General features: G+C 59.4%; 17 protein-coding genes and 1 riboswitch. Of the genes, 13 read left to right on the top strand and 4 right to left on the bottom strand.

What is annotated here, in order from left to right:
• The first annotated feature begins 140 nt into the window (after positions 1 to 140).
• Complete coding sequence (locus tag BGC09_RS16025; protein WP_069805168.1) at positions 141 to 1,187, top strand: lipid II:glycine glycyltransferase FemX; 1,047 nt, start codon at positions 141 to 143, stop codon at positions 1,185 to 1,187.
• Positions 1,188 to 1,522: 335 nt separating this feature from the next.
• Positions 1,523 to 1,765 (top strand): PLD nuclease N-terminal domain-containing protein, encoded by a 243-nt coding sequence (locus BGC09_RS16035; protein WP_069805172.1) that lies wholly within the window; start codon positions 1,523 to 1,525, stop codon positions 1,763 to 1,765.
• On the opposite strand, the gene BGC09_RS16040 is transcribed toward BGC09_RS16035, so the two are convergent.
• A complete protein-coding gene (locus BGC09_RS16040; RefSeq protein ID WP_084658997.1) occupies positions 1,762 to 2,412 on the bottom strand; it encodes a GNAT family N-acetyltransferase in 651 nt (216 codons plus the stop codon). The genes BGC09_RS16035 and BGC09_RS16040 overlap by 4 nt on opposite strands.
• Positions 2,413 to 2,621: 209 nt before the next feature.
• Positions 2,622 to 2,731, top strand: a riboswitch (SAM riboswitch).
• A gap of 498 nt (positions 2,732 to 3,229) precedes the next feature.
• Here BGC09_RS16040 and metX point away from each other — a divergent pair.
• From metX to asd, 4 genes are all read left to right on the top strand, one after another.
• Complete coding sequence (gene metX, locus BGC09_RS16045; RefSeq protein WP_069805176.1) at positions 3,230 to 4,378, top strand: homoserine O-acetyltransferase MetX; 1,149 nt, start codon at positions 3,230 to 3,232, stop codon at positions 4,376 to 4,378.
• Positions 4,379 to 4,500: 122 nt separating this feature from the next.
• On the top strand, positions 4,501 to 5,826 hold the full coding sequence (locus BGC09_RS16050; RefSeq protein WP_084658998.1) for a homocysteine synthase: 1,326 nt from the start codon (positions 4,501 to 4,503) through the stop codon (positions 5,824 to 5,826).
• 55 nt (positions 5,827 to 5,881) lie between these two features.
• Positions 5,882 to 7,363 carry an aspartate kinase gene (locus BGC09_RS16055; RefSeq protein ID WP_069805178.1) on the top strand — a complete coding sequence of 494 codons (1,482 nt, stop codon included), beginning with the start codon at positions 5,882 to 5,884 and terminating at the stop codon, positions 7,361 to 7,363.
• Positions 7,364 to 7,415: 52 nt separating this feature from the next.
• Positions 7,416 to 8,483: an aspartate-semialdehyde dehydrogenase gene (gene asd, locus BGC09_RS16060; RefSeq protein ID WP_218104070.1), complete on the top strand. Its 1,068-nt coding sequence runs from the start codon at positions 7,416 to 7,418 to the stop codon at positions 8,481 to 8,483.
• Positions 8,484 to 8,624: 141 nt separating this feature from the next.
• Here asd and BGC09_RS16065 read toward each other — a convergent pair whose 3' ends face one another.
• Positions 8,625 to 9,974, bottom strand: coding sequence for a S53 family peptidase (locus BGC09_RS16065; RefSeq protein WP_069805180.1), 1,350 nt, complete (start codon positions 9,972 to 9,974; stop codon positions 8,625 to 8,627).
• Between the two features lie 411 nt (positions 9,975 to 10,385).
• Here BGC09_RS16065 and BGC09_RS16070 point away from each other — a divergent pair, with 411 nt between their 5' ends.
• From BGC09_RS16070 to mdh, 3 genes are all read left to right on the top strand, one after another.
• The gene (locus BGC09_RS16070) at positions 10,386 to 11,438 is read left to right on the top strand and encodes a CHAP domain-containing protein (protein WP_084658999.1); all 1,053 of its coding nucleotides are present in this window, start codon (positions 10,386 to 10,388) and stop codon (positions 11,436 to 11,438) included.
• 503 nt (positions 11,439 to 11,941) lie between these two features.
• Positions 11,942 to 12,871: a CHAP domain-containing protein gene (locus BGC09_RS23135; protein WP_084659000.1), complete on the top strand. Its 930-nt coding sequence runs from the start codon at positions 11,942 to 11,944 to the stop codon at positions 12,869 to 12,871.
• A gap of 388 nt (positions 12,872 to 13,259) precedes the next feature.
• Positions 13,260 to 14,186 carry a malate dehydrogenase gene (gene mdh / locus BGC09_RS16080; RefSeq protein ID WP_069805186.1) on the top strand — a complete coding sequence of 309 codons (927 nt, stop codon included), beginning with the start codon at positions 13,260 to 13,262 and terminating at the stop codon, positions 14,184 to 14,186.
• A gap of 110 nt (positions 14,187 to 14,296) precedes the next feature.
• On the opposite strand, the gene rsmI is transcribed toward mdh, so the two are convergent.
• Entirely contained in the window at positions 14,297 to 15,064 is a 768-nt protein-coding gene (rsmI, locus tag BGC09_RS16085) for a 16S rRNA (cytidine(1402)-2'-O)-methyltransferase (protein ID WP_069805188.1), read from the bottom strand.
• Between the two features lie 1,069 nt (positions 15,065 to 16,133).
• Here rsmI and BGC09_RS16095 point away from each other — a divergent pair.
• The 3 genes from BGC09_RS16095 to BGC09_RS16105 all read left to right on the top strand — a co-directional run bounded on the left by BGC09_RS16095 (position 16,134) and on the right by BGC09_RS16105 (position 19,964).
• The gene (locus tag BGC09_RS16095) at positions 16,134 to 17,516 is read left to right on the top strand and encodes a helix-turn-helix domain-containing protein (protein WP_069805192.1); all 1,383 of its coding nucleotides are present in this window, start codon (positions 16,134 to 16,136) and stop codon (positions 17,514 to 17,516) included.
• A gap of 407 nt (positions 17,517 to 17,923) precedes the next feature.
• On the top strand, positions 17,924 to 18,862 hold the full coding sequence (locus tag BGC09_RS16100) for a hypothetical protein (protein ID WP_069805194.1): 939 nt from the start codon (positions 17,924 to 17,926) through the stop codon (positions 18,860 to 18,862).
• A gap of 49 nt (positions 18,863 to 18,911) precedes the next feature.
• Positions 18,912 to 19,964, top strand: coding sequence for a hypothetical protein (locus tag BGC09_RS16105; protein ID WP_069805196.1), 1,053 nt, complete (start codon positions 18,912 to 18,914; stop codon positions 19,962 to 19,964).
• 58 nt (positions 19,965 to 20,022) lie between these two features.
• Here the strand turns inward: BGC09_RS16105 and BGC09_RS16110 are convergent, their stop codons facing one another.
• On the bottom strand, positions 20,023 to 21,399 hold the full coding sequence (locus BGC09_RS16110; protein ID WP_084659002.1) for a helix-turn-helix domain-containing protein: 1,377 nt from the start codon (positions 21,397 to 21,399) through the stop codon (positions 20,023 to 20,025).
• A gap of 491 nt (positions 21,400 to 21,890) precedes the next feature.
• Here BGC09_RS16110 and aroC point away from each other — a divergent pair, with 491 nt between their 5' ends.
• Complete coding sequence (gene aroC, locus BGC09_RS16115) at positions 21,891 to 23,054, top strand: chorismate synthase (RefSeq protein ID WP_069805200.1); 1,164 nt, start codon at positions 21,891 to 21,893, stop codon at positions 23,052 to 23,054.
• Positions 23,055 to 23,085 lie beyond the last annotated feature (31 nt).

A 23,085-nucleotide genomic window follows, 5' to 3' on the forward strand; every position in this document is an offset into this window, starting at 1 on the left:
ACCCACCAGACGATATTATATCATTGCTGTGCCAGTTCGCACGCTCTCCCTGACCGGGCCTCCTCGTGCCTGTCCATCGGCCACCTTTCAGGGCAGGTGTCTCTCTTGTCGAAAAGGCTGGGCATGATACAATAAGGCCCATGAAGCAAGGCTATATCTTGAAGACGATTGGCGAGCGCCGGGTCTGGGATAGCTTTCTAGAGCATCACGATGGCCATCTGCTGCAGAGCTGGGGCTGGGGTGAGCTAAAGGCCGAGGCGGGTTGGCGACCGCTGCGCCTGGCGCTCTGCGAGCGGGCGACGGGGCGCATGGTGGCCGCCGCTCAGGTCCTCTGCCGCGGCGCGCCCCAGGTGCCATACTGGTGTGGTCATCTGGCTTACGTTCCTCGCGGTCCAGTGCTCGACTGGTCTCATGAGGAAAGCTGCTCTGCTTTCTGGACGGCCCTCCACCGCCTGCTCCGCCGGCGTGGAGCCTTAGCCCTGCGCCTGGAGCCACCGCTCCAGGCCGGTACCGAACTGGGAGAGACGGTGACCCGTCGCCTGCTGACTTGCAACTTCCGTCCTGTGCGCACCATCCAGCCTCTGCGCACCATCATGGTTGATCTCCATGCCGATGAGGAGACGCTCCTGGCGCGGATGAAGGAGAAATGGCGCTATAATCTGCGCCTGGCTGCCCGACGGGGTGTCAGGGTACGTGAGGCGCAGACCCTTGAAGATGTGCGCGCCTGGTACGAGCTATTGAAAGTTACAGCGGCGCGCGATGGCTTTGGCATCCATCATTACGAGTACTATGAGCACGCCTGGCTGATTCTCGCTCCTCGCAACCAGCTCGATTTGCTCCTGGCCGAGTATGAAGGGCGGCTCTTAGCGGGGATCTTCGTGGGACGGATGGGACGCGAAGCCGTCTATCTCTATGGGGCCTCCAGCAACGAGCTGCGCCAGCTGATGCCCAATTATTTGCTCCAGTGGGAAGCAATGCGCCGCGCGCGCGCCGCTGGGGCTCTCCGCTACGATCTATGGGGGATTCCTGAAACGGAAGACGAACATGAGCCGCTGGCGGGGGTTTACCGCTTCAAGCGCGGCTGGGGTGGCCAGCTAGTCCGCTTCATCGGCGGCTACGAGTATGTATATCGTCCACTCAGTATGAACCTGGCGCGGCGCCTGCTTGGCGAGCGTCTTGCTCTCTAGGGAGGCGCTCGCCCCCTCCCCACGCACCTACTTACACACCTGTACTGCTTCCTCCGCTCTCTCGCTGTGCTCGCCTCACTTTGCCCTCTCGGAGCTGTCACCTTCAGGCCGGCTGATCCGTGTCTCTGGAGGGAAGAGCCAGGTAGAGAGAACAGGCTCTTTGTGATTGGGCTGCCAGTGGGTATATAACATACGTTCTCTCGCTCTGGATATCTTCCCCCTCAAGAGATGCAAGTCGTTTGCGAGCCGTATGAAGGTCAACAGCAGGCTCATTTTCCGAGTGGCCTGCTTTGCTCTGTTGCCCTGCGCGGGCAGGGTAGTACTAAGGAGGCGCCATGTCCGGTGAGCGTGGATGTTTATTCAATTCGCTGCTCTTTCTCATAATCGTCTTTGTGCCGATTGTCGGGCACATTATTGAGACGTTCATGATTCTAGAGGATGATCATTCAGCTGCGGGCAAGCTCCTCTGGCTGGCAGTCATCTGGCTCATCCCCTTCCTTGGGCCATTGCTCTACCTGCTCTTTGGCCAGAGGCGTCATCATGTTGCCTTGGGCCAGCCAAGTTATGGGACGCGCTAAGACCGGGAAAGGGATGAAGGCGCAGTAGTCCGGGCTTCGCGCAGCATGGCCCACAGGCGCAAGCCCTGGCTGTGGGGAATGGGCGTCTCGCTGGCCACGCGAAAGCCATGCTTTTCGTAAAAGCCGACGTTGCGCGGATTCTGGGTTTCCAGGTAGCAAGGGAGATGGCGAGCGTCGGCCTGCTGGAAGACGACTTCCAGCAAAGCGCTGCCGATTCCCTGGCCCTGGTAAGGGGGATCAACGCCCAAGGCCCAGAGGTACCAGTGTGGCCCATGAGTGTGGAGCGCATGCTGGCGGGCGGCATAGCGCTCGGCCAGGCCGATCCGCCAAAGACTACCCAGGCCGAGGCGCAGAGGAGGAAAGCGCAGGCCGATGCTCAGCAGGCGCTCCAGCGTTGGGGTCGTCTCTCCCGGTGGCAGCCAGCAAGCGATCCCTTCCAGGCCAGAAGTGGTGTAGACCTGGCCGTAGCGCAGACAATACTGCACCGTCATGGTAAACAGGCCGGGCAAGACAACGGCCCGTCGCTTCTCCTCGGGAAGCACAAAGACCATCAGTGGATCGCGTTGGAAAGCCCGGGCCAAAACCTGGCAGGCCTCGGCTGCCTTCTCCGCTGGTAACAACATGGGTTCAGACCTTGACTGATTCATAGCCTTCCTTTCGTCCTTCTCTTCTTGTTCAGGCAACCTGCCCTACTTCACACCTCTCTGGCCAGCGGGCGAGCGACCTGGAGTGGTCATGAGGCCAGCCAGGCCACGTCGCAGCCATCGCCACGCTGACCCTTGACAGCGCCAGCCATCTCCGCTATACTAACTAACAACTATAATGTACCCGAACAATTGAACCGACGCGGTTAGCGCTCTCATCAAGACGGGTGGAGGGAGACGGCCCTGTGAAGCCCGGCAACCCGCCAGCAGAGCTGCTGGCAAGGTGCCAATTCCGGCGGAACACCGTTCCGCAAGATGAGGGGAACCTGGCAATGATGCTAAAGACCCCTTTTCACAAAAAGGGGTTTTTTCTTGCCCCGCGTACCGGTACCGGGCGGGTACGAGTGTGCTCACCAGTCGTCTAGCGGTCAATCGAATCGAGAATGACGTTGACGAGGACGAGTAGACGTCGTGTGCGGCTACAGAGAGTCGGTGGCGCTGAGATGCCGGCGCTGCGGCGGCGTTGAAAATGCCCTCCGAGTTGCAGGTTGAAGGCCCGCGTTGGCGGGCGAGTAGACTGTGCCGGGTGGCTCCGTTACAGGCTGCAGTGTTGCGAGCAACAAGATAGGTCCCAGGCAAGGCAAGGCTTCTGCTGGAGAGGAGAGCCGCGGTCGAGCCTGGGGCGACGTGACTCGGCAACACTCCAAGGCCAGCGTCGTGAGGCGCTGGCAAAACAGGGTGGTACCGCGAAGAGACTGTCCCTCGCCCCTGGGTAGGGTGAGGGTTTTTTTGTTCCCTTTTTGTTGCAAGGAGTGTGCACATGGTGGCTCGCGTCGAGCACAGCGTGGTGACAGGTACACAGCCTGCTCCTGTGAATCACTTGCAAAGCTATACCTTCGACTCGTTGCCGCTTCAGTACGGTGGCCAATTTGGCCCCGTGACGCTGGCTTACGAAACCTGGGGGCGCCTCAACGCGGCAGGCGACAATGCCATCCTGATCGCTCATGCCCTGACGGGCAGTTCGCATGCCCACGATCCTGAGCACCCGGACGACCCGAAGGCCGCCTGGTGGAACCCACTGATCGGTCCTGGCCGGCCCTTCGATACGTCGCGCTACTTTGTCGTCTGCTCAAACGTGCTCGGCGGCTGCTATGGCAGTACTGGCCCTGCCTCGATCGATCCGAGCACGGGGCAACCCTACGGCATGCGTTTCCCGCTGGTCACGATCCGCGATATGGTCCATGCCCAGCGCCGCCTGATAGAGCACCTGGGTATTCGCCGCCTGGTTGTGGCCGGCGGCTCGATCGGGGGACAGCAGGCGCTGGAATGGGCAGTCTGCTACCCGGAGCTGGTGGAGAAGGTCATCGTGGTGGCCGCCACGGCGGCTTTGACTGCTCAGGCTATTGCCTTCAGTGAAGTGGGGCGCCAGGCCATTATGCTCGACCCGCGCTGGCAGGGCGGCGATTATCCGCCCGGCCAGGGACCCGATGCCGGCCTGGCCATCGCGCGCATGCTCGGCATGATTACCTACCAGAGCGAAGAGGCAATGGAGCTGCGCTTCTCCCGTCGCCCGGCTCGCTCTTGTGAGATTCCTACACCGACCCGCACCCCAAGCCTGGGAAAGCGCTTCGATGTAGAGAATTATCTGTATTATCAGGGCCAGTCTCTGGTGAGGCGCTTCGACGCTAACACATATCTGTATCTGAGTCGCGCAATGGATCTCTACGATGTCAGCGAGGGCTACCCTTCTCTGGATGCAGCTCTTGCTCGTATTCGCAGCCGTGCGCTCTTTATCGGCATTCGCTCTGACTTTCTCTTTCCGGCGGCGCGGGTCCGCTGGCTGGCCGGGCGAGTGCGGGAGCTTGGAGGAGATGCCTCCTATATCGAGTTGGATTCTCCTCATGGCCACGATGCTTTCTTGAAAGAGTGGGAGCAGATGAGCGCTGCTCTGCGCTGGCTGGAAACCTGAGCACGTTCCGCCTTGCTGGGGGCCCACCCATTTCCTTGCCCGAAGCGCCGTTGATTTTCCTGTCCGCCTCTACGGTGGCGGTCTGTCGTTAGATCTGGTTTGTCTCAGGAGTAGATTCTCTCATGGCACTGAACAGCAATCGTAGTTATGGTTTTGAGACGTTGGCGTTGCATGCAGGTCAGGAAACGGCTGATAGCGCCACAGGTGCCCGGGCCGTTCCTATCTACCAAACAAGCTCGTTTGTTTTCGATAGCCCGGAGCACGCCGCCGATCTTTTCGCCCTGCGCAAGTTCGGCAATATCTATACGCGCATTATGAATCCCACTCAGGACGCCTTCGAGCGTCGAATAGCAGCCCTGGAGGGCGGTGTGGGGGCGCTGGCAACCGCTTCCGGCCAGGCGGCGGAGACGCTGGCCATTCTGACTATTGCTGAGGCAGGCGATGAGGTGGTCTCCTCCACCAGCCTCTACGGCGGCACCTATAATCTCTTCCGCTACACCTTGCCGAAGCTCGGCATCACGGTGCGCTTCGTCGACAGCCGGGACCCGGAGCAGTTCCGCGCTGCGATCACCGAGCGCACCAAGGCGATCTACACCGAGGCCCTGGGCAATCCCCGGCTGGATATGCTTGACATCGAGGCAGTAGCTGCCATTGCCCATGAATACGGTGTTCCTTTAATTGTTGATAATACCTTACCTACGCCCTATTTGTTGCAGCCGCTCAAGCATGGGGCTGATATTGTGGTGCATTCGGCCACCAAGTTCATCGGCGGACATGGCACCTCCATCGGCGGGGTAATTGTTGATGGCGGCAAGTTTGACTGGGCCAATGGCCGCTTCCCGGCCTTTACTGAACCGGACCCCTCTTATCATGGTCTGCGTTATGTCGAGGCTTTTGGGCCGCTCGCCTATATCATCAAGGCCCGCGTACAGTTGATGCGCGATATTGGCGCCGCTGTCAGTCCTTTCAATGCCTGGCTCTTCCTGCAAGGGCTGGAGACGCTTCCCTTGCGCATGGAGCGCCATAGCCAGAACGCCCTCCGTATCGCTGAGTTTTTAGAGGAGCACCCAGCGGTGAGCTGGGTCAGCTACCCTGGCCTGTCCAGCCATCCTCAGCACGAGCTGGCGGCGCGCTATCTGACGCACGGCTATGGGGCTATTCTGGGCTTTGGGATCAAGGGAGGACTGGAAGCCGGTAAGATGCTGATTCGCCATGTAGAGCTGTTCTCTCATCTGGCGAATGTGGGCGACGCCAAGTCACTGATCATCCATCCGGCCAGCACCACTCACTCGCAGCTGACCCCCGATGAGCAGCTCGAAACGGGCGTAACCCCCGATTTTATTCGCCTGTCGATTGGCCTGGAGACAGTTGAAGATCTGATTGAAGATCTGGATCAGGCGTTGCGTGCGGTCTCGACCAAACTTGGCGAGCCGCTTGGTGTTGCGTAGGAAGAAGCGAGGCCAGCAAGTGGTGCCTCGCCTGGGAGATAAAGGGTGATTGTCAATGGATGTTGAGTGTTCGCTCTGTGTGCTAAAGTTTGGTGGTACCTCTGTTGGCAGTGGCGAGCGTATTCGCCGTGTTGCTCAGATTGTGGCTCAGGCGGCCAGTAAAGCTCTCAACGAGGGGGCGCCTTTCCCCGTCGTGGTGGTCTCAGCGATGTCGGGCATTACAGATCAGCTGCTGCGCATTGCCCATTTTGCCCGGCGGGGCGAGAGCCTCGAGTGGCGCCGCGAGTTGGCGGCTCTACGTGATCGGCATCTTCAGGCCGCTGAGAAGGCTGTTCATGATGGAATGCGCCTGGCGGAGCTGCGCGCCACTCTCGAAGAGGCGCTGGCCGGGCTGGAGCGTGAGGCCGCTGGCTGTGAGGGCTATGTCGACGCCGTAGCGGCCTGGGGTGAGCGTCTCTCGGTGCTCTTGCTGGCTGCTGCCATCAATGATCTCAGCCTGCCGGGAGTAGCGGCTGCTCCAGTGCGTGAAGAGGTTATCGTAACGGGAGAGCCGCAGGGCCATGCGCCGAGCGAGCCGGGCGCTGTCATTGGCGCTGAGCCGCTGGAAGAGGAAACGCGCGCGCGGGCGCAGCAGCTGCTGCTGCCTTTGCTCCAGGGGCGGGGGCGGACGGTCCCGGTGGCCCCGGGCTTTATCGGGCGCACACCTGCTGGTCTGGTCACAACCCTGGGGCGCAACGGCTCCGACTACTCTGCCACTGTCATTGGGGCCGCGATCGACTGCTGCGAAGTTGCCATCTATACCGACGTGGATGGGGTCATGTCCGCCGACCCGCGCATCGTTGCCAATGCGCGTCTACTGCCGGCCTTGACCTATGCGGAGGCGGCGCGCCTCTCCTGGTTTGGGGCAAAAGTCTTGCATCCGCGCACCCTGATCCCGGTAGCCCAGCGCAATATCCCTGTGCGTGTGCGTAACACCTTCCGGCCACAGATGCACGGCACGCTCATTGGGCCGGAGGGCAAGTATCACAGTGGGGCCACGGCCATCACCGTTCGGCGGCGCCTGGCCCTGGTGACCGTTGAGAGTACCAACATGTTTGGTGCTCCCGAGAACGCTGGTCAAGTCTTTGCTCTGGCGGCTCGCGTTGGGGCGGCCCCCGTGGCCATCTGCTCCTCTTCTGGTCATCATCTCTCGTTTATGGTCGAAGAGCAGGCCGCGGCCTCTGTTGTCTCCTTGCTTCAGCATGACCTGGGTCACTGGCGAGTTAGCTGTCGCCCGGGTCTGGCGGCCTGTGCCTGCCTCGGCTCTGGTTTTACGAGCGATCCGATGAGTCCGGCCCGGGCGATCAGCGCGCTGGCGCGCGAGCGCATTCCCGTTATCTCCCAGGGTGCTTCCGAGCAGGGCATTATTCTCATCGTTGAAGATGGTGACAGCGAGCGTGCTCTGCGCTGCCTCCATCGAGATTTGATCGCGCCGGTGATTCCTCTTGTACGCCATCCGGCCCATGAAAAGCGTCTGGAAGCGCTGAAGGCCCGCTAGAATCGAGAGGACGCGCGAGTAGAAGGCATGGGCAAAGGAGGATGCCTTGACGATGCAACAGATGCAACAACGTCTCCCGGTGGCGGTGCTCGGGGCGACTGGCATGGTAGGGCAGCGCTTCATCGAGCTATTGCAAGGCCATCCCTGGTTCGAGCTGGTAGCTCTGGCGGCCTCTGACGTGCACGGGGGGCGCCCCTATGGCGAGGTAGCGCGCTGGCGTCTTGGTGGCAGCATGCCCGAGCAGGTAGCCCGGCTGCCGGTCTTGCCTTGCCGCCCGGAGGCCCTGCCAGAGATCAAGATCGCCTTCTCGGCTCTGCCAGCTGAGGTGGCTGGTGAGGTCGAGGCTGCTTTTGCACGGGCCGGCGTGGCCGTCTTCAGCAATGCCAAGAGCTACCGCATGGAGCCTGATGTACCACTGTTGGTGCCCGAGGTCAATGCTGAGCATGCCCTGGCCATTCAGCAGCAGCGCAAACGTCGGGGCTGGAGCGGCTGCATTGTGACGAATCCGAATTGTTCGGCCACGCCGCTGGTGATGGCGCTTAAGCCCTTGCAGCAAGCCTTTGGCCTGCGCAAAGTTCTGGTGACGACCCTGCAAGCGATCTCTGGGGCTGGCTATCCAGGTCTGCCCTCCTACGATATTCTCGACAACGCCATTCCTTTCATCTCTGGTGAGGAGCCGAAGGTTGAGAGCGAGACGCTCAAGATGCTGGGCGAGTGGCGTGAAGAAGAGGGTTTCAACTGGGCGCCACTGGTTGTGAGCGCGCACTGCAATCGTATCGCCACGCGCGAGGGCCACCTGGAGTGCGTGAGCGTCGAGCTAGAGCGCCAGGCCTCACCCGAAGAGGTGATCTCGGCCTGGGAGCACTTCCTGCCTGAACCGCAGCGTTTGCAACTGCCGAGCGCTCCTCTGCCACCGCTGATCTACCGCAGCGAAGAGGATCGTCCACAGACGCTGCACGATCGCGATGCGGGTCGGGGAATGGCGGTCACCCTGGGGCGCCTGCGTCCCTGCCCCGTCTTGAGCTATAAATTTGTCGCCCTGGCCCATAATACTATCCGCGGTGCAGCGGGTGGCTCCCTGTTAAACGCAGAGCTATGTGTCAGGAAGGGCCTGCTCTGACCAGGGTCTGGGGAGGAGGGTCTGGCCCCTGCTGAGGTCAGCAGCCGATTGACAGACGGACTGGCGCACCTGGGCAAACCTATCCGTTCAAGGTGCGCCAGCTTTGTCTGGCAGCCCGCCTGCTCCCTGGCCGGCGGCGGATTACTGACCTGCTGCTGCCAGGGTTGCCTGGGTGCGAATCAGATCGGGAATGAGGTATTGTGCATTGGGGCTGCCCAGCCCGGTCACAGCATCCCAGCCTGCTTCGGCGGGGTAACCGGGCACATTCACACCCTGGTCGACGCTGTTATCTCCCACAGTAATATCGTGGAAATCGCGCTGGTAGTTCGCTGAAGCAGCAATGGTATACAGGGCTGGGTTCAGAAAACCGAGTGGATGACCGGCCATCTGATTGGCAATCGCCGCCAGGGCTGCCCACATTGGAGCGGAGGCGCTGGTCCCACCGACCGTCTCCCAGACGCCGTTGAAGTAGAAAGCCAGGTTGGTTGCCGGGTCAGCAGCAGCGGCCACATCGGGAATGCCACGTCGGCCCTGGAAGGCTGCCTGAGTAGCGGCAGGCAGGGACTTCTGATAGGCTGGCTCCGGGAAGAAGCGACTGAAGCCGCCACCGCTCTTACTCCAGCCGATCTCATGGACCTGCTGCCCCTGGCGCAGCAACGTTGTCCCCCCCACGCTAGTCACCCAGGGCACGTCGGCGGCGAAACTGGTCGTGGCCTTGGGCGAGAGCCGCGACATATTCAAATCGGCGTAATCGGTGGCGCCGTTGTCTCCCGAAGAGCTGAAGAAAGTCATATGCTCCTCTAATGTCGCCCGCTGGAGCAGGGCGTTCCACTCTTGGATCTCCTGCTGACCAGCAGCATCCTCCAGCGTTACCTCGGAAGCCCCCCAGCTTTGGGAGACGATCGTGCCCAGGTGGTGATCGATAGCATACTGAATCAACTGGCGAAACTCGGGCAACCCGACCGTGCCTTCCGTCTCCGCCACGGGGCTGACCAGTACCACAATCCTGGCGTCGGGAGCCAGCGCATGAATGATCTCCACGTCGAGTTCGGTTTCTCCGGCCCAGCCGCTCTTATCGTGATGGGGATCGTATTCCGGCTTCTGGACCGGCTGAATCACTTGAACCCTGGTGAGAGGCAGGTGAAAACGACGACTGAAGACATCGAGATCCTGCTGCAGGGTGGGGCTGCCAAACGAGACGATATCGATAATGGTCTGGCCCTTACCGGTATAGCCACGCTGGATCAGCGGCTCGAAGCCGTAGTATTGGCGAAGCTGGAGAGGAGTATAGCAAGTGACTGCAGAGCTGAAGAGGACTGGGGGACAGCTCTCGGCTGCTGCGCTGGGAGTGGCTGAGCGCGGCGTGGGGGTCGTCGTGGCAGTGCCCCCAGTTCCAGGCAGACCCGCGCAGCCACTGAAGGCGAGTGCGAGGGTAAAGGATATCAGTAGCCATAGCTTGAGGAAAGGCTTGTATTGGCCGTGGCCTTGCATCCAGCTCTCCTTCTGGAAAATATCCCTGTCTGCCCTGCTAATCCATGACATGAGCGGGCACAGACAGCGCAGCTCCCCATAGCGGTTCACTGCGGCCCAATGCGAAAGCAGTATATCGTGATGGCTCAAAAAGGTCAATTCTTCCTCTGAGTGGTTCGTCTCCTCTCAAGCGATCTCAGAAACTCGACAGAAGGAAGCGACTGCTCCAAAGGGCGCAACAGCGGTGGTGAGCCGATAAGAAGCAGGCGGTTAAGAAGACTCCTACCTCGCGGTACTATGGTCCTAACAGTAGCAAGGCGCGCTTGACCGCTCTCCTCCTTTCAGAGTACATTCAGGCATGATGACATAGAAAGATATCAATGAGAAGGCGCGCAACAACGCGGCTCATAATTTCAACGATAGGAATGCAGCATGCTATCATTTAAGGACCGTCAAGACAGAGTCGCAGAAACGCAAGAACGAGTTGAGGAGCCGATTCGCATCCCTGGGCTAGTCACCCAGTTGTCGCCGGTTGAGCAACTCGCCTTTCCGGATCAGTCGGTCTCCCTACCTGGTGCGACTGACCTGAGCGATGGCCGGCAGACGCCTCTCCCGGAAGTGGCGGGTGAGGAAGAAGAGAAGCAAACGGCCTTGTTGCCAGTAGCCAGGGCGGAGGAGGGGACAGAGTATGCCGTGCCCGAGACCGGGCAACTGCCAGAACTGCAGACGGCCCTGCTGCCGTTGGTCAGCTCCACCAGCGCCAGCGCGGCGCGTCCCCCGCTCATCATTCGTGGCGATGGCAAAAAGGCGCTCAGGCGTCAGGATGGGGCGCTGCGGCTTCCACGCAAGCGCTGGCATGTCCATGCGGCGGTCCTGGTCCTGGTTGCGCTGATTCTCACTGGCACCCTGCTCACGGTGCTGCCCGAGAGTCCGGTCGGGGCCCGGAGTGGGGGCGGGCTATTCCAGTCCATTATGAACATGATCCCGAGCAACAGCGGCAGCTCCAGTACCCTGGATCTGGCCGCTATGCGTGCTGCCACGGCGACGGCCATTGTCCGCAGTGGAGTAGGTTACGATCCCGGTCCGAGCAACCCGACTGGCACGCAGTCGGGGCCGGTCGTTGGCAGCAGTGCGGGTGATCCTTTCCCCTATGGCCAGTGCACCTATTGGGCCGATTATCGCTATCACCAGCTGACAGGGGTGTGGGTGCCCTGGGGCGGTAACGCCGATGAGTGGGTAGCGGGAGCCAGAGCCAATGGCTGGATGGTCTCCACCCAGCCGCACATTCCTTCCATCGTTGTGCTGATGCCGGGCGTCCAGGGAGCCAATATCTACTATGGCCATGTGGCTGTGGCTGAGAGCCTGACCTCCGATGGCGGTGTCTATACAAGTAATATGAACTGGTACGCCAATGGCGGCGGCTGGGGAATCGTCTCCTACTATACATTCTATCCCGGCAGCGGCGTCTATTTTGTCTGGATCTAGCCGCCAGGCTTGATGTAGCTAACCTGGCCCACGCTGCCAGATCTAGCTCAGCTCGCCCGCCTGGCAGCAAGGAGGAGAGGCCGATCTGACAGGAGAGACCGGCTTCTCCTCGTTCTGTCCTCCTCACTCGCTGTAGTCTCAGGCGCCTCCTTCTGTGAGTACGTGCTCCAGGAGCACTTGCTCTGGTTAGCTCTCTCCCCTTTCTATGTCCCTCTGGCCGTCCACCCTCTTCCTGGCCGTCTACTGACGTCACTTGACTCCATTTGCTCCTCGCGCTTGCTTCACGGTTGCAGGCTGCTCAGAGCCTGACAAGACTGGCCCTCAACGACATTCTTCTCAAAACGGGTGTGAAAGACGATTACTGTTTGCTTGCTCTTTAGAGGTGTTTAGTACAATATTCCCATGTAGGAGCAAGAGCGCCTTGACCGTCAGCGGTCCACTGAGTAGAGTCAAACACATACGGAAGGCAACAGGTTTGACTCTAGCCAGATCGGGGAGCGTATATGTCATGGTTGAAGGGTCGTCGAGACGGTACCAGTGGAACGGGGATGGAGCAGCAGCAGCACACTGCCGGGCAGGCTGGAGTGAGTGGAGGGCCAGCGGTGCTTGCCGAGCGGCAAGCGCCACTGCTGGCCTCGGCTGTAGCGACTAAGGCTTGCCCGCTCATCCAGACTCCAGAAAAAGCGCCGCGAAAGCCACCGACGGAAAGAGAAAGGCCGTCCGCTGCTTCGCCGGTGGTGCATAGTCAGGGGCGCCCACCGCTGGTCATTCACGGCACATCAGCGGGGGGCACTGGAGGGGGGCCACCAACGCGGCGCCGGCGTTGGTGGCTGCAGCTTGTCACCCTGAGTCTGGTCATATTGATGCTTCTGATAACGTTAATAACTGTTCTGCCTGTTGGCCCGGGCGACAGCGGCCAGGGCTTCAACCCGTTGCGCTCGGTCATCAGCTTTATTCGCACTGGCCAGGACAACACCTATCAGATCGGACCCCAGGCGGCCACGGCCACGGCTGTCACGCAGGACGGCTATGATAGCGGGCCACTGCACTATCCAGGGTTGCCTTTACAGCCGACAGAGGGAGATTTGAACCGTTTTGCCTATGGCCAATGTACCTACTGGGCCAACCTGCGCTATCACGAATTGACTGGCTACTGGGTGCCCTGGCAAGGGGATGCCTACCAGTGGGTAGCGGGGGCGGCACAATACGGCTGGGTAGTCTCTTCGCAGCCGCACGTCCCCTCGATTATCGTCTTGCAACCCGGCGTCCAGGGAGCGAGCGCCTATGGTCATGTAGCTGTAGTAGAGCGGATTAATCCCGATGGCAGCGTCTATACCAGTAACTACAACTGGTATGCCAATGGTGGTTGGAATCGTCTTTCCTATGCGACCTTCTATCCTGGTCCTGGTGTTGCCTTTGTCTGGCATCCATAATACTCGCAAGATCGGCCTGGCTGTGTGTCTGGCTATGCATCGGCTGACGCCATGCCTCTATGGCCCTGCCAGCGGCTGGCAGCCGGCCAGAGCGAGCGGCACAGCCAGGAAGGAGGGGGGTGGCGCGCGCCGGCTGGTGCTGGTCGCTCATGTCGTCTTCGGGCAAGGCTGATGCATCGACCTTCCCTGTTTGCCAGCCAGGAACATTGCGCATCCTTGCGAGAGAGACATACAATATGGCTGGGTCCGCTGTTATCAGGCGGGCGCAGACAGAAAGAAGGTCAGGCGAGCGAGCCAGCTAGCAATGCCGCCTGCCTGGCAGTGCCGCCGACAGTCGGTGGCATCCTCAACTCGCACACAAAAACTGATCTGGAGAGAGGAAAGCCCGATGCGCACCAAGATAACCATTGTTGGCGCCGGTTTTGTTGGAAGCACGCTCGCGCAACGTCTGGCAGAGCGCGACTATGCCGACGTGGTGATGTATGATATTGTGCCCAATATGCCGCAGGGCAAAGCCCTGGACATGCTCCAGGCTGGCCCCATTCTCGGCTATGATAGCCTTGTAGTGGGCACCAATGACTATGCCGACACTGCCAACTCCGACCTGGTGGTAATCACCTCTGGCTTCCCGCGCAAGCCTGGCATGTCGCGCGATGATCTACTGCGCAAGAATCAGGAGATTGTCACCCAGGTAGTGCAGGAAATCATCAAGTACTCGCCCAACTGCATGCTCATCGTGGTTACCAACCCGCTAGATGCCATGGCTCAGCTGGCCTATCATGTCAGCGGCTTCCCGCGCAATCGCGTAGTAGGAATGGCTGGCGTTCTCGACACCGCGCGTTTCCGCACCTTCATTGCCCAAGAGCTAAACGTCTCCGTACGCGATGTTCAGGCCTATGTCCTCGGTGGCCACGGCGACACCATGGTCCCGCTGGCTCGCATGTGTACGGTCGCGGGTATACCCATCTCGCAACTGTTGCCCGCCGAGCGGATCGAACAAATTATTCAGCGCACACGTGACGGCGGAGCTGAGATTGTCAACCTGCTGGGGACCGGTAGCGCCTATTTTGCGCCGTCGGCGGCAGTGCTGCAGATGATCGACTCGATTGTCCTGGACAAGAAGATGATCATGCCCTGCTCGGCCTATCTGCAGGGCGAATATGGCATTCACAACCTCTTTGTCGGCGTGCCCGTGAAGCTTGGAGCCAACGGTGTGGAACAGATCATCGAGCTGGAGCTGACAGAGGGCGAGCGAGCTCTCCTGCAGAAGTCTGCAGCGGCTGTGCAGGAACTCATTCAGGTCATGGGCATTTAGCCACCCTCACGCAAGAGCAGTATCGGCCTCACAGGAGTGAGCGGCAGGGCCGGCCGTCTGGGTTGCCAGCGGGGCAACGAGCAGGCGGCCCTGCCTTGCTAACAGGCTGGCTACACCTCTTCAGCCTCATCCTCGTCTGGCTCGTCCACCTCCTCTGAAAAAGGCTCTGCCAGAGTGGTGTCCTCCTGATTGACTGCTGCTTGCTGGCGCGAGGCACCAGCAACCACCAGAACATACTCCCCGCGGGGCTTCTCCTGAGCGATCATCTCGATCAAAGAAGAGAGCGTTCCGCGATAGACCTTTTCGAACATTTTGGTCAACTCATTGGCCAGAGCTGCTGGTCGGTCGCCAAAGACCTCCAGGGCGTCGCGGAGAAGGTCAGTAAGCCGATAAGGGCTTTCATAATAGATGAGCGTATAAGGTGAGAGACGGTCGGCCTCCAGAAAGCGCCGCCGCCGGCCCGCCTTGCGGGGTGGGAAGCCCCGGAAGGTAAAGCTGTGTACCGGAAGGCCAGAGAGCACAAGGGCCATGACAAAAGCGGCAGGTCCAGGAATCATCGTCACAGGGATCGCTGCCTGGATGGCGCGCTGGACCAGCGTGTAGCCCGGGTCAGAGATGCCGGGCGTGCCCGCGTTGGTCACCAGAGCCACTGACTTCCCCTGCAGGAGAAGGGCCTCGATCTGCCGTCCTGCTCGCTCCTCGTTGTGCTCGTAAAAAGCGAGCAGTGGCTTGTGAATATCGTAATGCCTCAAGAGGATGGCCGTCTTGCGAGTATCTTCAGCGGCAATTACATCGACGCTGCGCAGAACCTCTAAGGCCCGCAGTGTAATATCGCCGAGATTGCCGATTGGAGTCGCAACGAGATAGAGAGTGCTCATTGAACGTGTCCACCTGTTCTGAAACTGACAGAGAGTTCGAGACGGCGACCGGGCCAGTCGCTGCTCTGCCCAGGCCGGGTCAAGAGCCGCCAGAGCGTCTGGCGGCAAAACTCCATTAGTAATATTGGGATGGTCAGACAGGAGCTGACTAGCCTGAAGCGTTGTACTAGATGGAAGTTTTGTAGCCATGCCAAAGGGCATGGCTGCAGGAATAGGGCCAGTTGCTTACTTGCCGTGGGGGATGCGGCAAGAGGATGATGGTCACTGCCAGTGCTGGCATAGTGGGTGAGAACAGCGGCGGGTGGGTGGGAGGGAGAGATCCAATCGCGCGCTGATGGCCATAGAAAAAGAGCATGAGCATTGCTCATAAGTCTAACTTAGAACCGATCCTTAACTGCTCAAAAGTATGCTGAAATGCTGGCCGGCCAGAGAGATTATAATCGAGAGAGAGACTGTTTCGCTAGCACTGTAATCGTTGAAATTATTCCAGGCTGAAATGTGGGAAGGCTACCCCCTCTGAAGATCAAGGCGCTGGTACTCGCAAAGCATTTAGCTATTGTTGTATAATGATAGAAGAGCTAAGCTTTGCCAGCAGCGTAGTTGCATCTCAAATATGTGAATTTTGTATTCAAATCAAAAGGGAACGGGCCGTATTTTTGCTGCTCCTGAATCAGGCAAAAAATTAATCCCCTAGGGACAATCAGGCTAGAGAGAAGTACCCATACAGAGAGAACCTATCTGGCTACTCCTTAAACTAATAATGCACGATATATTGACCTCGTGCCCTAAGTATGATAGAGTAGACTTGATGTTTTGCTTAGACTGCTCATCCCTGGATGTTGATACATCCCTTGCTTACTGATTCGCTGCAGCTTGTACAAGCCTGCTGAAAAACCGCTGCTCAGCCAGCCAGGGATGGCAGTGCGGCAGCATCGGACGGGCCTGGTGCATGGAGCGACCTTCGGTCAGGCAAGGCTGGGGTTTCCTGCGTGGTCTCGGCCAGGAAAGCAAGCAAGAAAGCAAGCATACTTTCGAGAGAGCAAGCGGAATCTCGGAAAGGAAAGTCCTTATGCCGTCGACAGAAACTGCGAACGTGGGTAAAGCGGTTGCTGCCCGAGTGGGCACCAATATCCGTGAGGTGCGCACGCGGTTGGGCCTCACCCAGGCGCAACTGGCGTCGCCCGAGTTCTCAATTTCATATATCTCTGCCATTGAGAGGGGCAAGATTCGTCCCTCGCTCAAGGCGCTCTCCATTCTTGCCCGGCGGCTCGATGTCCCGCTCACCTTCTTGTTAGAAGGCTCGCCCGCGGGGGCGGCTGAGGCGCGTGCTGTTGGTTACTCGCCGGCGGACTCTGGTCCTGACCAGCGAGTTGAGGTTGATCTATTGCATGCTGGCATTCTCATCCAGCAGCAAGCCTACGAGCAGGCGGCCCAGTTGCTGGCGCCGCTCCAGCCTGAGCGCCTCACCACCGATCAGGCTTTCCGTCTCTATCTCTTGCGGGGTCTGATCCATCTGGGGGCTGGGGAGTATCAGGAGGCTGTGGTGGATCTGCGTGCTGCGGTCAACCAGGGCGAGGGCATGAATGAGATCGAATACAGCGAGCGTGCGCGCAACTATCTTGGCAAAGCGTACTTTCTCCTCTATAACTACACGCTGGCCTTAGAGAACCATCAGCGCTGCCTGGAGGTCATCGAGGCTGGCCAGATTAAGGACCCAATCTTTGCCCTGGAAGTCTTTAGCAATCTGGCCAACGACTACTTCCGTCTCGGTGACCTGGAGAAGGCGGTGATCTTCTATCATCGTGCTTTAGAAACGCTGGACGAGGTCTATCGCGACAGTCGGGCCTTTGCCCGTCGTTATATGGAGATCAGCCAGCAGTATCGTAGCGCTGGCAAACTGGCGATGGCGCGCGACTATGCGATGCGCAGTCTGGCCATCTACGAGATGCGCGACGAGCAGCGTCTGATTGGTCTGACCCATCAGCAGCTTGGCAAAGCACTGGAGAAGCAGAACGATCTGGCGGGAGCTGAGCAGGAGTATCGCCGTGCTATCGAGATCGAGCGTGAATTAAGCGATGAGGTGGCTGCCTCGCTCTGTCATACCAGCCTGGCAGAGCTGCTACTGAAGGAAGGGAAGCTGGCCGAGGCCGAGCGTGAGGCTCAAGAGGCGTTCAACCTGGCCCGCGCCAGTCAGGACCCGCGCACGCAGGGGCAGGCCCTGATTGCTCTGGCTCAGATTCGTCACCAGGAGAGCGATTTCTCTGGCGCTGATGAGCTGTTCCATCAGGCGCTGGACCTGCTCGATCGGGCCAATGCTCATGAGCTGGCGGCCAGTGCCTACTTCCGCTACGCCAATCTTCTGGAGCAGCGAGGTGAGGTGCAGCGCAGTCTCAATGCCATTAAGAAAGCCTATGAACACCAGCGCCAGGGCAAATTGGGTGATCTAGAGTAGCCTGCCCGGCCCGCTACCGCCCGCGTCAGGCGAGCAGTGGGACCGGGAGCTACTCTACGGCTGCCTGCTGTTTCCCTCTTCGGAGATCCTTATTGCCTTGAAAGCGGGCCGGTCGCTGCTTGTTCGGACTCTTCCCTGGCCTGCTCGCCCCGGGCGCTTCCACCGCGGCGCTGCTATTGCGCGCCACGGTGGTCCTCTCTCCCCTCTTTTTATCCCTGCTCTGTTCTCTTTCCGATATGAGAGAAGATAAGGGGCATCATGTTCCACAGAGTTGCAGTATGCTGCTCTGTGCTCAGTCTCCTTGCCGGATGGCGCAAAAGCAGATATACTGCTGTGAGATCCTGCACACGCTGCCTTTGGGAGAGAGGTGCGCCTGATCCTACAGTCTTTAAAGGGGAATCTTGAGCATGCCATTCACGGCCCGTGATCTAAGATATGAGCCCGAAAAAAGCCTGCCTGCGCTGCAAGCTTTCCTCCGGCAGCGGGCTCAGCGCTACCTGGGGCCGCTGCAGTATGATGCTGAAGAAGTCGATCTGGTCGTCAACCATGTGGTCGATCGTCTGGTAGCTTTGGGCCTGCTGGGAGGGGGAAATCGGCAGCCGGAGACCGTGCTGGACCGCCTGAGCGAAGCTCAGTTCTATGCCTTCCTCAATAACTGTGTGTATCATAAGGCAATCGATCGCCTTCGCCTGCGTCAGCATCAGCGGCAGGTGACCCTTTTTTCTGCCCTGGAAGAAAGCGAGGAGCGCCAGGGCGAGGCCAACCCTTTGAGCGAGATCACAACATCGCTGTGGGGCAGTCCTCCCTTCGCTCATCCTGAAGAAGCAGCCCTGGCTGCGGTAACCCGGCAGGAGCTGCGCATTCTGTTGAAGCACTGTATTAAAGCGCTCGCCAGTGCACCACGCCAACTGCGGGCAGTGTTGCAGGAATTGGAAACGTTAGGGGCTGTGGATCTGGCTCGCGAGGTGGTGGAGGAACTCCAGGCGATGGCTATCACTCTCCTTCCTGCTGAAACCCCGCTGGCTCACCTGAGCCAGCATCGCGACCACGCTTATAAGAAGCTTCGCTCCTGCCTGCAGTCGCAGAGTTCCAATTTGGCGGTTATTGTTGCTCTGCGTCTAACAGAGTATGAGGCTTTGCTCTCGTCTCGTAGCAACGAGGCTGCCGGCGAGGTAGCGGTCCCGGTGCAGGATCTGGCGCGCAAGGGGCTGACGCTAGCTGAGATCAAGCAAGGGCTGAGACAACTGGCTTTCGAGGGCTTGCTGGACTGGCATGATGGGGATGAGGTCGTGCATCTCGATGCTGCTCGCCTTCGCCGGTTGGCCCGTTACTATCGGGCTGAATAGATACAAATCGTGATGACCCCCCGATCCAGAGGAAGGAAGGAGGTTGTGAATGAGCAACCGCAGCAACTATGAGTATGAGATGAACCAGCCGCATCCGGATTCTTCTGGGGGACTGGCCCGTTGGTTGCAGGAGTTGATGCTACCCCCCAATGCACCGGCTCCTTCCCCCTCGTCTACAGGCGACCAGCTCGCTTTGCTCCAGAGCAATGACGACCATCTACGCTTCTATCAACAAATTCCCGATTTTTGCGAAGCACTGCTGCAACATGATGATCAGGTCTACCTGCGCTATGCTGGATTCATCTATCATCTGATTGGTTGCTCGCTCTGCCGAAACGCCTATGTGGAAACCTACAGCGCGCTGGGAAAAGCCCTGGCGGATCAGCCGCACTCCCCTGAGCAGGAGGCCATTATGCGCCCCCCGACCACGGTTTCACCAGTGCCAGCCCGCTCGCTCGTGCATCTCTGCCAGGCCCTGATTCGCCAGGCGGAGCTGTTGTTGCGTCGGGCGGAACGCGAGCCGGAGCGCGAAGATCCCCTTATCGCTGCCCGACAGCTGTTGCAACGGGCTATTCGCTTGAGCGCGGGCCTGACTCAGCAGCGCGAGCAGGCTTTACGCGATCTGGTGCGGGTGGCAAGTCTGGTGACGGAGCGCGAAGGGCCACCCCGTGAGCCGCCGCTTTATGCCTACGAGCTACGCCAGCCCAGTGCTGCGGCGCGCTCGGTTCGCAGGAGCGCGGTCCCTTTGACGAGTGCAGGGCTGGCTGACCAGCGCGGGAGGTCAGCTATTCTCTTGCAGGCTGGTCCCTATGAAGGCAGAATAGAGCAGGAAGGTGACCTTCTTGTTCTCTTCCTTCAAGGATTGCCCCCGCAACTGCGCGGTCAATTCCTGGAAGCAGCTCTGCCTCTAGGCGCTCTGATTGAGGCAGTGGACTGGTTGGGAGGCAATCCGCAGGCCATTCGCTCTCCGGAGGAGGTGAATTCTCAGGGCCGGCTACGCTTCCCATTAGGGCGCACCTCCCTTCAGCTCAGCAAGCCAGAAGAGCGCAACATGCTGGAGGTGGCTTTCATGCGCCTTGAGTTACGTCCCTGCACGGTCTGATGAGGAGCCGCCGCTGACCCTGAGCGCAGGTACAAGAGGGGAGCAAGTCGATCTTCATTCAGGGGCGAGTGCGGCGCTGGGCGATCTCGTAAGCGCGGCGGAAGTAGAGAAAAGCTTCGCGTGCCTCTCCTCGTCCCTCAAGCAGGCGAGCATAAGTGCTGTAGTATTCGGCGAGCTGGTCGCGGTCGAGGTGGAGGCGCTCTAAAAGGGCAAGCGCCTCACGACAGAGCTGATCGCCGTGCTCATACTGGCTCTCCTCGTAAGCGAGCTGACCGAGAAGGAAAAGGGCCTCGGCCTGAATGAGGTTGTCCCCAAAGGTGCGCGCCAGAGCCAGGGCTTGCTCACTGTAGCGCCTGGCCTCGGTGAGCTGGTGCTCGTGGTGGAAATGCCAGTGCGCCAGGTGAAAGGCGACGCTGGCAGCCTGCAGCGGTTCTCTTGCCCGCTGCTGCAGGTGTTCTAAGGTGGCGAGGGCTTGCCGACGGCTGGCCTCGTCTGCGCTTTGCAGCCGGGCGTGGTAGAGCAGATGAGTGATCTCTCCTTGTAGGCGGCTGAGACGACGCTGAGCCTGCATAGCCAGGGCTTTGTGGGCGCTGAGCAGGGCCAGTGGATAGCTGCCCTGTCGCGCATAGCCAGCGCTTAGCTCATAGTAAGCCTGCTCTGGCGGTGAAGCGGGCGCTGCTGCCGCCCTCTCGCTCAGTGCTGCCGCCTGTCTCAGTGCGGCGATCGCACGTTCGGCCTCACCGCGTCTCAGATAGTGCTGCCCAAGGCCGAGATAAGATCGAATTAAAAGAAAGTAGTCTTTCGGAGTAATTCTGTCAGCAATGCTGATACTTTCATTATAGAAAAATTCTGCTAAATAATAATTTTGCATAGAGAAATGTACAAGACCAGAAAGATATAAAATACGAGCTTTTAGGGAAGAAGGCTCATAGTCTGCAAGAAGCTGACGGCACTCTTCGAGGGAGCGCTCAGCCTCGGAGAGGTGCCCGCTGGAGAAGGTGGCAAGGGCGAGAAGATAATAGACCCGCGCCTTATCCTGGCGCGGGAGTATGGCGCTGATCAAGTCCTGCAAGGCGGCGGTGGCCCGGGCTAGCTCGCCCTCATGAATCCAGATCTCGCTCTCCAGTAGTCGCAAGTGCAGCTCGCTCTCGCTTGCGAGGGCGTGTCGCCCGTCGCGAGCGACGGCGGCTGGCTGGCCGAGTGGTCCTCCTCCAGTCTCGGCCAGGAGCTGGGCAGGAGAGACGTTCAGCCGGCTGGCCAGAATCTCCAAGGCCCGAATAGAGGGTTGAATCTGTCCGCGCTCAATCGCTGAGATATAGCTTATGGAGAAGTCTTGACCGGCCAGCTGGCTCTGAGTCAGTTTCCTGGCTTGTCTGATCGCTCGCACTCTTGCCCCTACTGAAGACCCGAGGTGGTTGGGCGTCTTTGGTGACATAGAACCCTCCTACGTACAGCACACTCGTGAACATGAATGGGGAGTCAATAAATAAATAACTTCCTCATAAAAGAGATTGTAAATTCTTTTTATTGTTGTGTCAATAGCAAGAAAAAATCGGCACGCAAAAAAGTCCCTTTCTTGTGTTACAACTAAAGCTGTCCAAAGCTGATGGTTCTCTGAATGAACAGCGTATTGCAGCAGTCATCGCAATGCTATGCACAGTTTAATTGAAATTCAAGCAGGGGCTACTCTCCGTTTTAGAAGCCCTGTCTGCCAGCCAATCTGCTCGAACTGTATATATCAGTCTTTCTCTATGAGAAAATGGCGTAGAAGCCCGCCGCGGCTGGTACTATCTTCCTGTGCTCCTCGGCCTGAGTCTGGTCGTTGTCTCCTGGTGAAAGCTGGGGGGAGAGACATCTCCTACTGACGGCCTGTCTTTTTCCCTGTATAATCAAGGCAACCTGGACTTCTGGGAGGGTGAGTCTCTCATGTTTCGCTTTCTCACCGCGGGTGAATCGCATGGTCCCTGTCTGACTGTTATTATCGAAGGGCTGCCTGCCGGGCTAGAGATTGATCGTGAAGCTATTGACCGTGATCTTCGTCGTCGTCAGGGTGGCTATGGGCGTGGGGGACGCATGAAGATCGAGAAAGACAGTGTGCGTTTTCTCTCTGGTATTCGGCATGGGCGGACGCTTGGCTCGCCGGTGACCATGCAGATTGAGAACCGCGACTGGGTGAATTGGCAGCAAGCTATGAGTGCTGAGCCGGTGGAGGAGCCGCCCGAACCGGTGACGCGCGTGCGCCCTGGTCACGCCGATTTTACGGGGGCCATCAAGTATGGCCATCGTGATGTGCGCAACGTGATTGAGCGAGCCAGCTCGCGTGAGACCGCGGCGCGTGTGGCTGTTGGGTCCCTTTGCCGCCAGCTGCTGCGGCCCTTTGGGGTCTCCATTCACAGCCATGTCCTGGCCATTGCCGATGTAGGCTATGAGGAGCCGCGTCCCCTGACGCGGGATGCCTATCCTCCCAGCCTATGGGAGCAGGTCGAAGCGTCACCGATGCGCTGCGCTGATCCTGCCTTGACCGAGCGCATGATTGCTCGTATTCTAGAAGCAAAGCGAGCCGGTGATACCTGTGGTGGGGTCTTTGAGGTTGTGGCGCTTGGGGTTCCGATCGGGCTGGGCAGCTACAGCCAATGGGATCGGCGTTTGAGCGCGCGTCTGGGCCTGGCCATGCTCAGCATTCCCTCGGCCAAGGCGGTCGAGATTGGCGCGGGGCTGGAGGCGGCGCGGCGCACTGGCTCTCAAGTCCATGATGTGCTGCGGCATGGTGCTGACGGTAGCTGGTACCATGTGACGAACAACGCTGGAGGCCTCGAAGGGGGGATTACCAATGGTGAGCCACTGGTGGTGCGAGTGGCCCTCAAGCCCATCCCTTCTTTGGCCCATCCGCTCCCTGCTGTTGATCTGGCCAGTGGCGAGAATATCGACCAGACCCGCTACGAGCGCAGCGATGTCTGTGTGGTGCCTGCCGGTGGTGTGGTTGGTGAGGCCATGATGGCCATTGTTCTGACCGAAGCCCTGCTAGAAAAGTACGGAGGCGATAGTCTGGAGGAGATGCTGCGTCATTTCCAGGCCAGTCAGTCGGCTTAGGGCAGGGCCTGCCAGGTCAGCGAGCAAGTGG

It is taken from the genome of Thermogemmatispora onikobensis (assembly GCF_001748285.1).
Lineage (GTDB): Bacteria > Chloroflexota > Ktedonobacteria > Ktedonobacterales > Ktedonobacteraceae > Thermogemmatispora > Thermogemmatispora onikobensis.

Excerpts from the sequence above, each read along its gene's own strand:
- BGC09_RS16025 (WP_069805168.1), top strand. The coding sequence starts at position 141 with ATGAAGCAAGGCTATATCTTGAAGACGATTGGCGAGCGCCGGGTCTGG.
- BGC09_RS16035 (WP_069805172.1), top strand. The coding sequence starts at position 1,523 with ATGTCCGGTGAGCGTGGATGTTTATTCAATTCGCTGCTCTTTCTCATA.
- BGC09_RS16040 (WP_084658997.1), bottom strand. The coding sequence starts at position 2,412 with ATGAATCAGTCAAGGTCTGAACCCATGTTGTTACCAGCGGAGAAGGCA.
- metX (WP_069805176.1), top strand. The coding sequence starts at position 3,230 with ATGGTGGCTCGCGTCGAGCACAGCGTGGTGACAGGTACACAGCCTGCT.
- BGC09_RS16050 (WP_084658998.1), top strand. The coding sequence starts at position 4,501 with ATGGCACTGAACAGCAATCGTAGTTATGGTTTTGAGACGTTGGCGTTG.
- BGC09_RS16055 (WP_069805178.1), top strand. The coding sequence starts at position 5,882 with ATGGATGTTGAGTGTTCGCTCTGTGTGCTAAAGTTTGGTGGTACCTCT.
- asd (WP_218104070.1), top strand. The coding sequence starts at position 7,416 with ATGCAACAGATGCAACAACGTCTCCCGGTGGCGGTGCTCGGGGCGACT.
- BGC09_RS16065 (WP_069805180.1), bottom strand. The coding sequence starts at position 9,974 with ATGCAAGGCCACGGCCAATACAAGCCTTTCCTCAAGCTATGGCTACTG.
- BGC09_RS16070 (WP_084658999.1), top strand. The coding sequence starts at position 10,386 with ATGCTATCATTTAAGGACCGTCAAGACAGAGTCGCAGAAACGCAAGAA.
- BGC09_RS23135 (WP_084659000.1), top strand. The coding sequence starts at position 11,942 with ATGTCATGGTTGAAGGGTCGTCGAGACGGTACCAGTGGAACGGGGATG.
- mdh (WP_069805186.1), top strand. The coding sequence starts at position 13,260 with ATGCGCACCAAGATAACCATTGTTGGCGCCGGTTTTGTTGGAAGCACG.
- rsmI (WP_069805188.1), bottom strand. The coding sequence starts at position 15,064 with ATGAGCACTCTCTATCTCGTTGCGACTCCAATCGGCAATCTCGGCGAT.
- BGC09_RS16095 (WP_069805192.1), top strand. The coding sequence starts at position 16,134 with ATGCCGTCGACAGAAACTGCGAACGTGGGTAAAGCGGTTGCTGCCCGA.
- BGC09_RS16100 (WP_069805194.1), top strand. The coding sequence starts at position 17,924 with ATGCCATTCACGGCCCGTGATCTAAGATATGAGCCCGAAAAAAGCCTG.
- BGC09_RS16105 (WP_069805196.1), top strand. The coding sequence starts at position 18,912 with ATGAGCAACCGCAGCAACTATGAGTATGAGATGAACCAGCCGCATCCG.
- BGC09_RS16110 (WP_084659002.1), bottom strand. The coding sequence starts at position 21,399 with ATGTCACCAAAGACGCCCAACCACCTCGGGTCTTCAGTAGGGGCAAGA.
- aroC (WP_069805200.1), top strand. The coding sequence starts at position 21,891 with ATGTTTCGCTTTCTCACCGCGGGTGAATCGCATGGTCCCTGTCTGACT.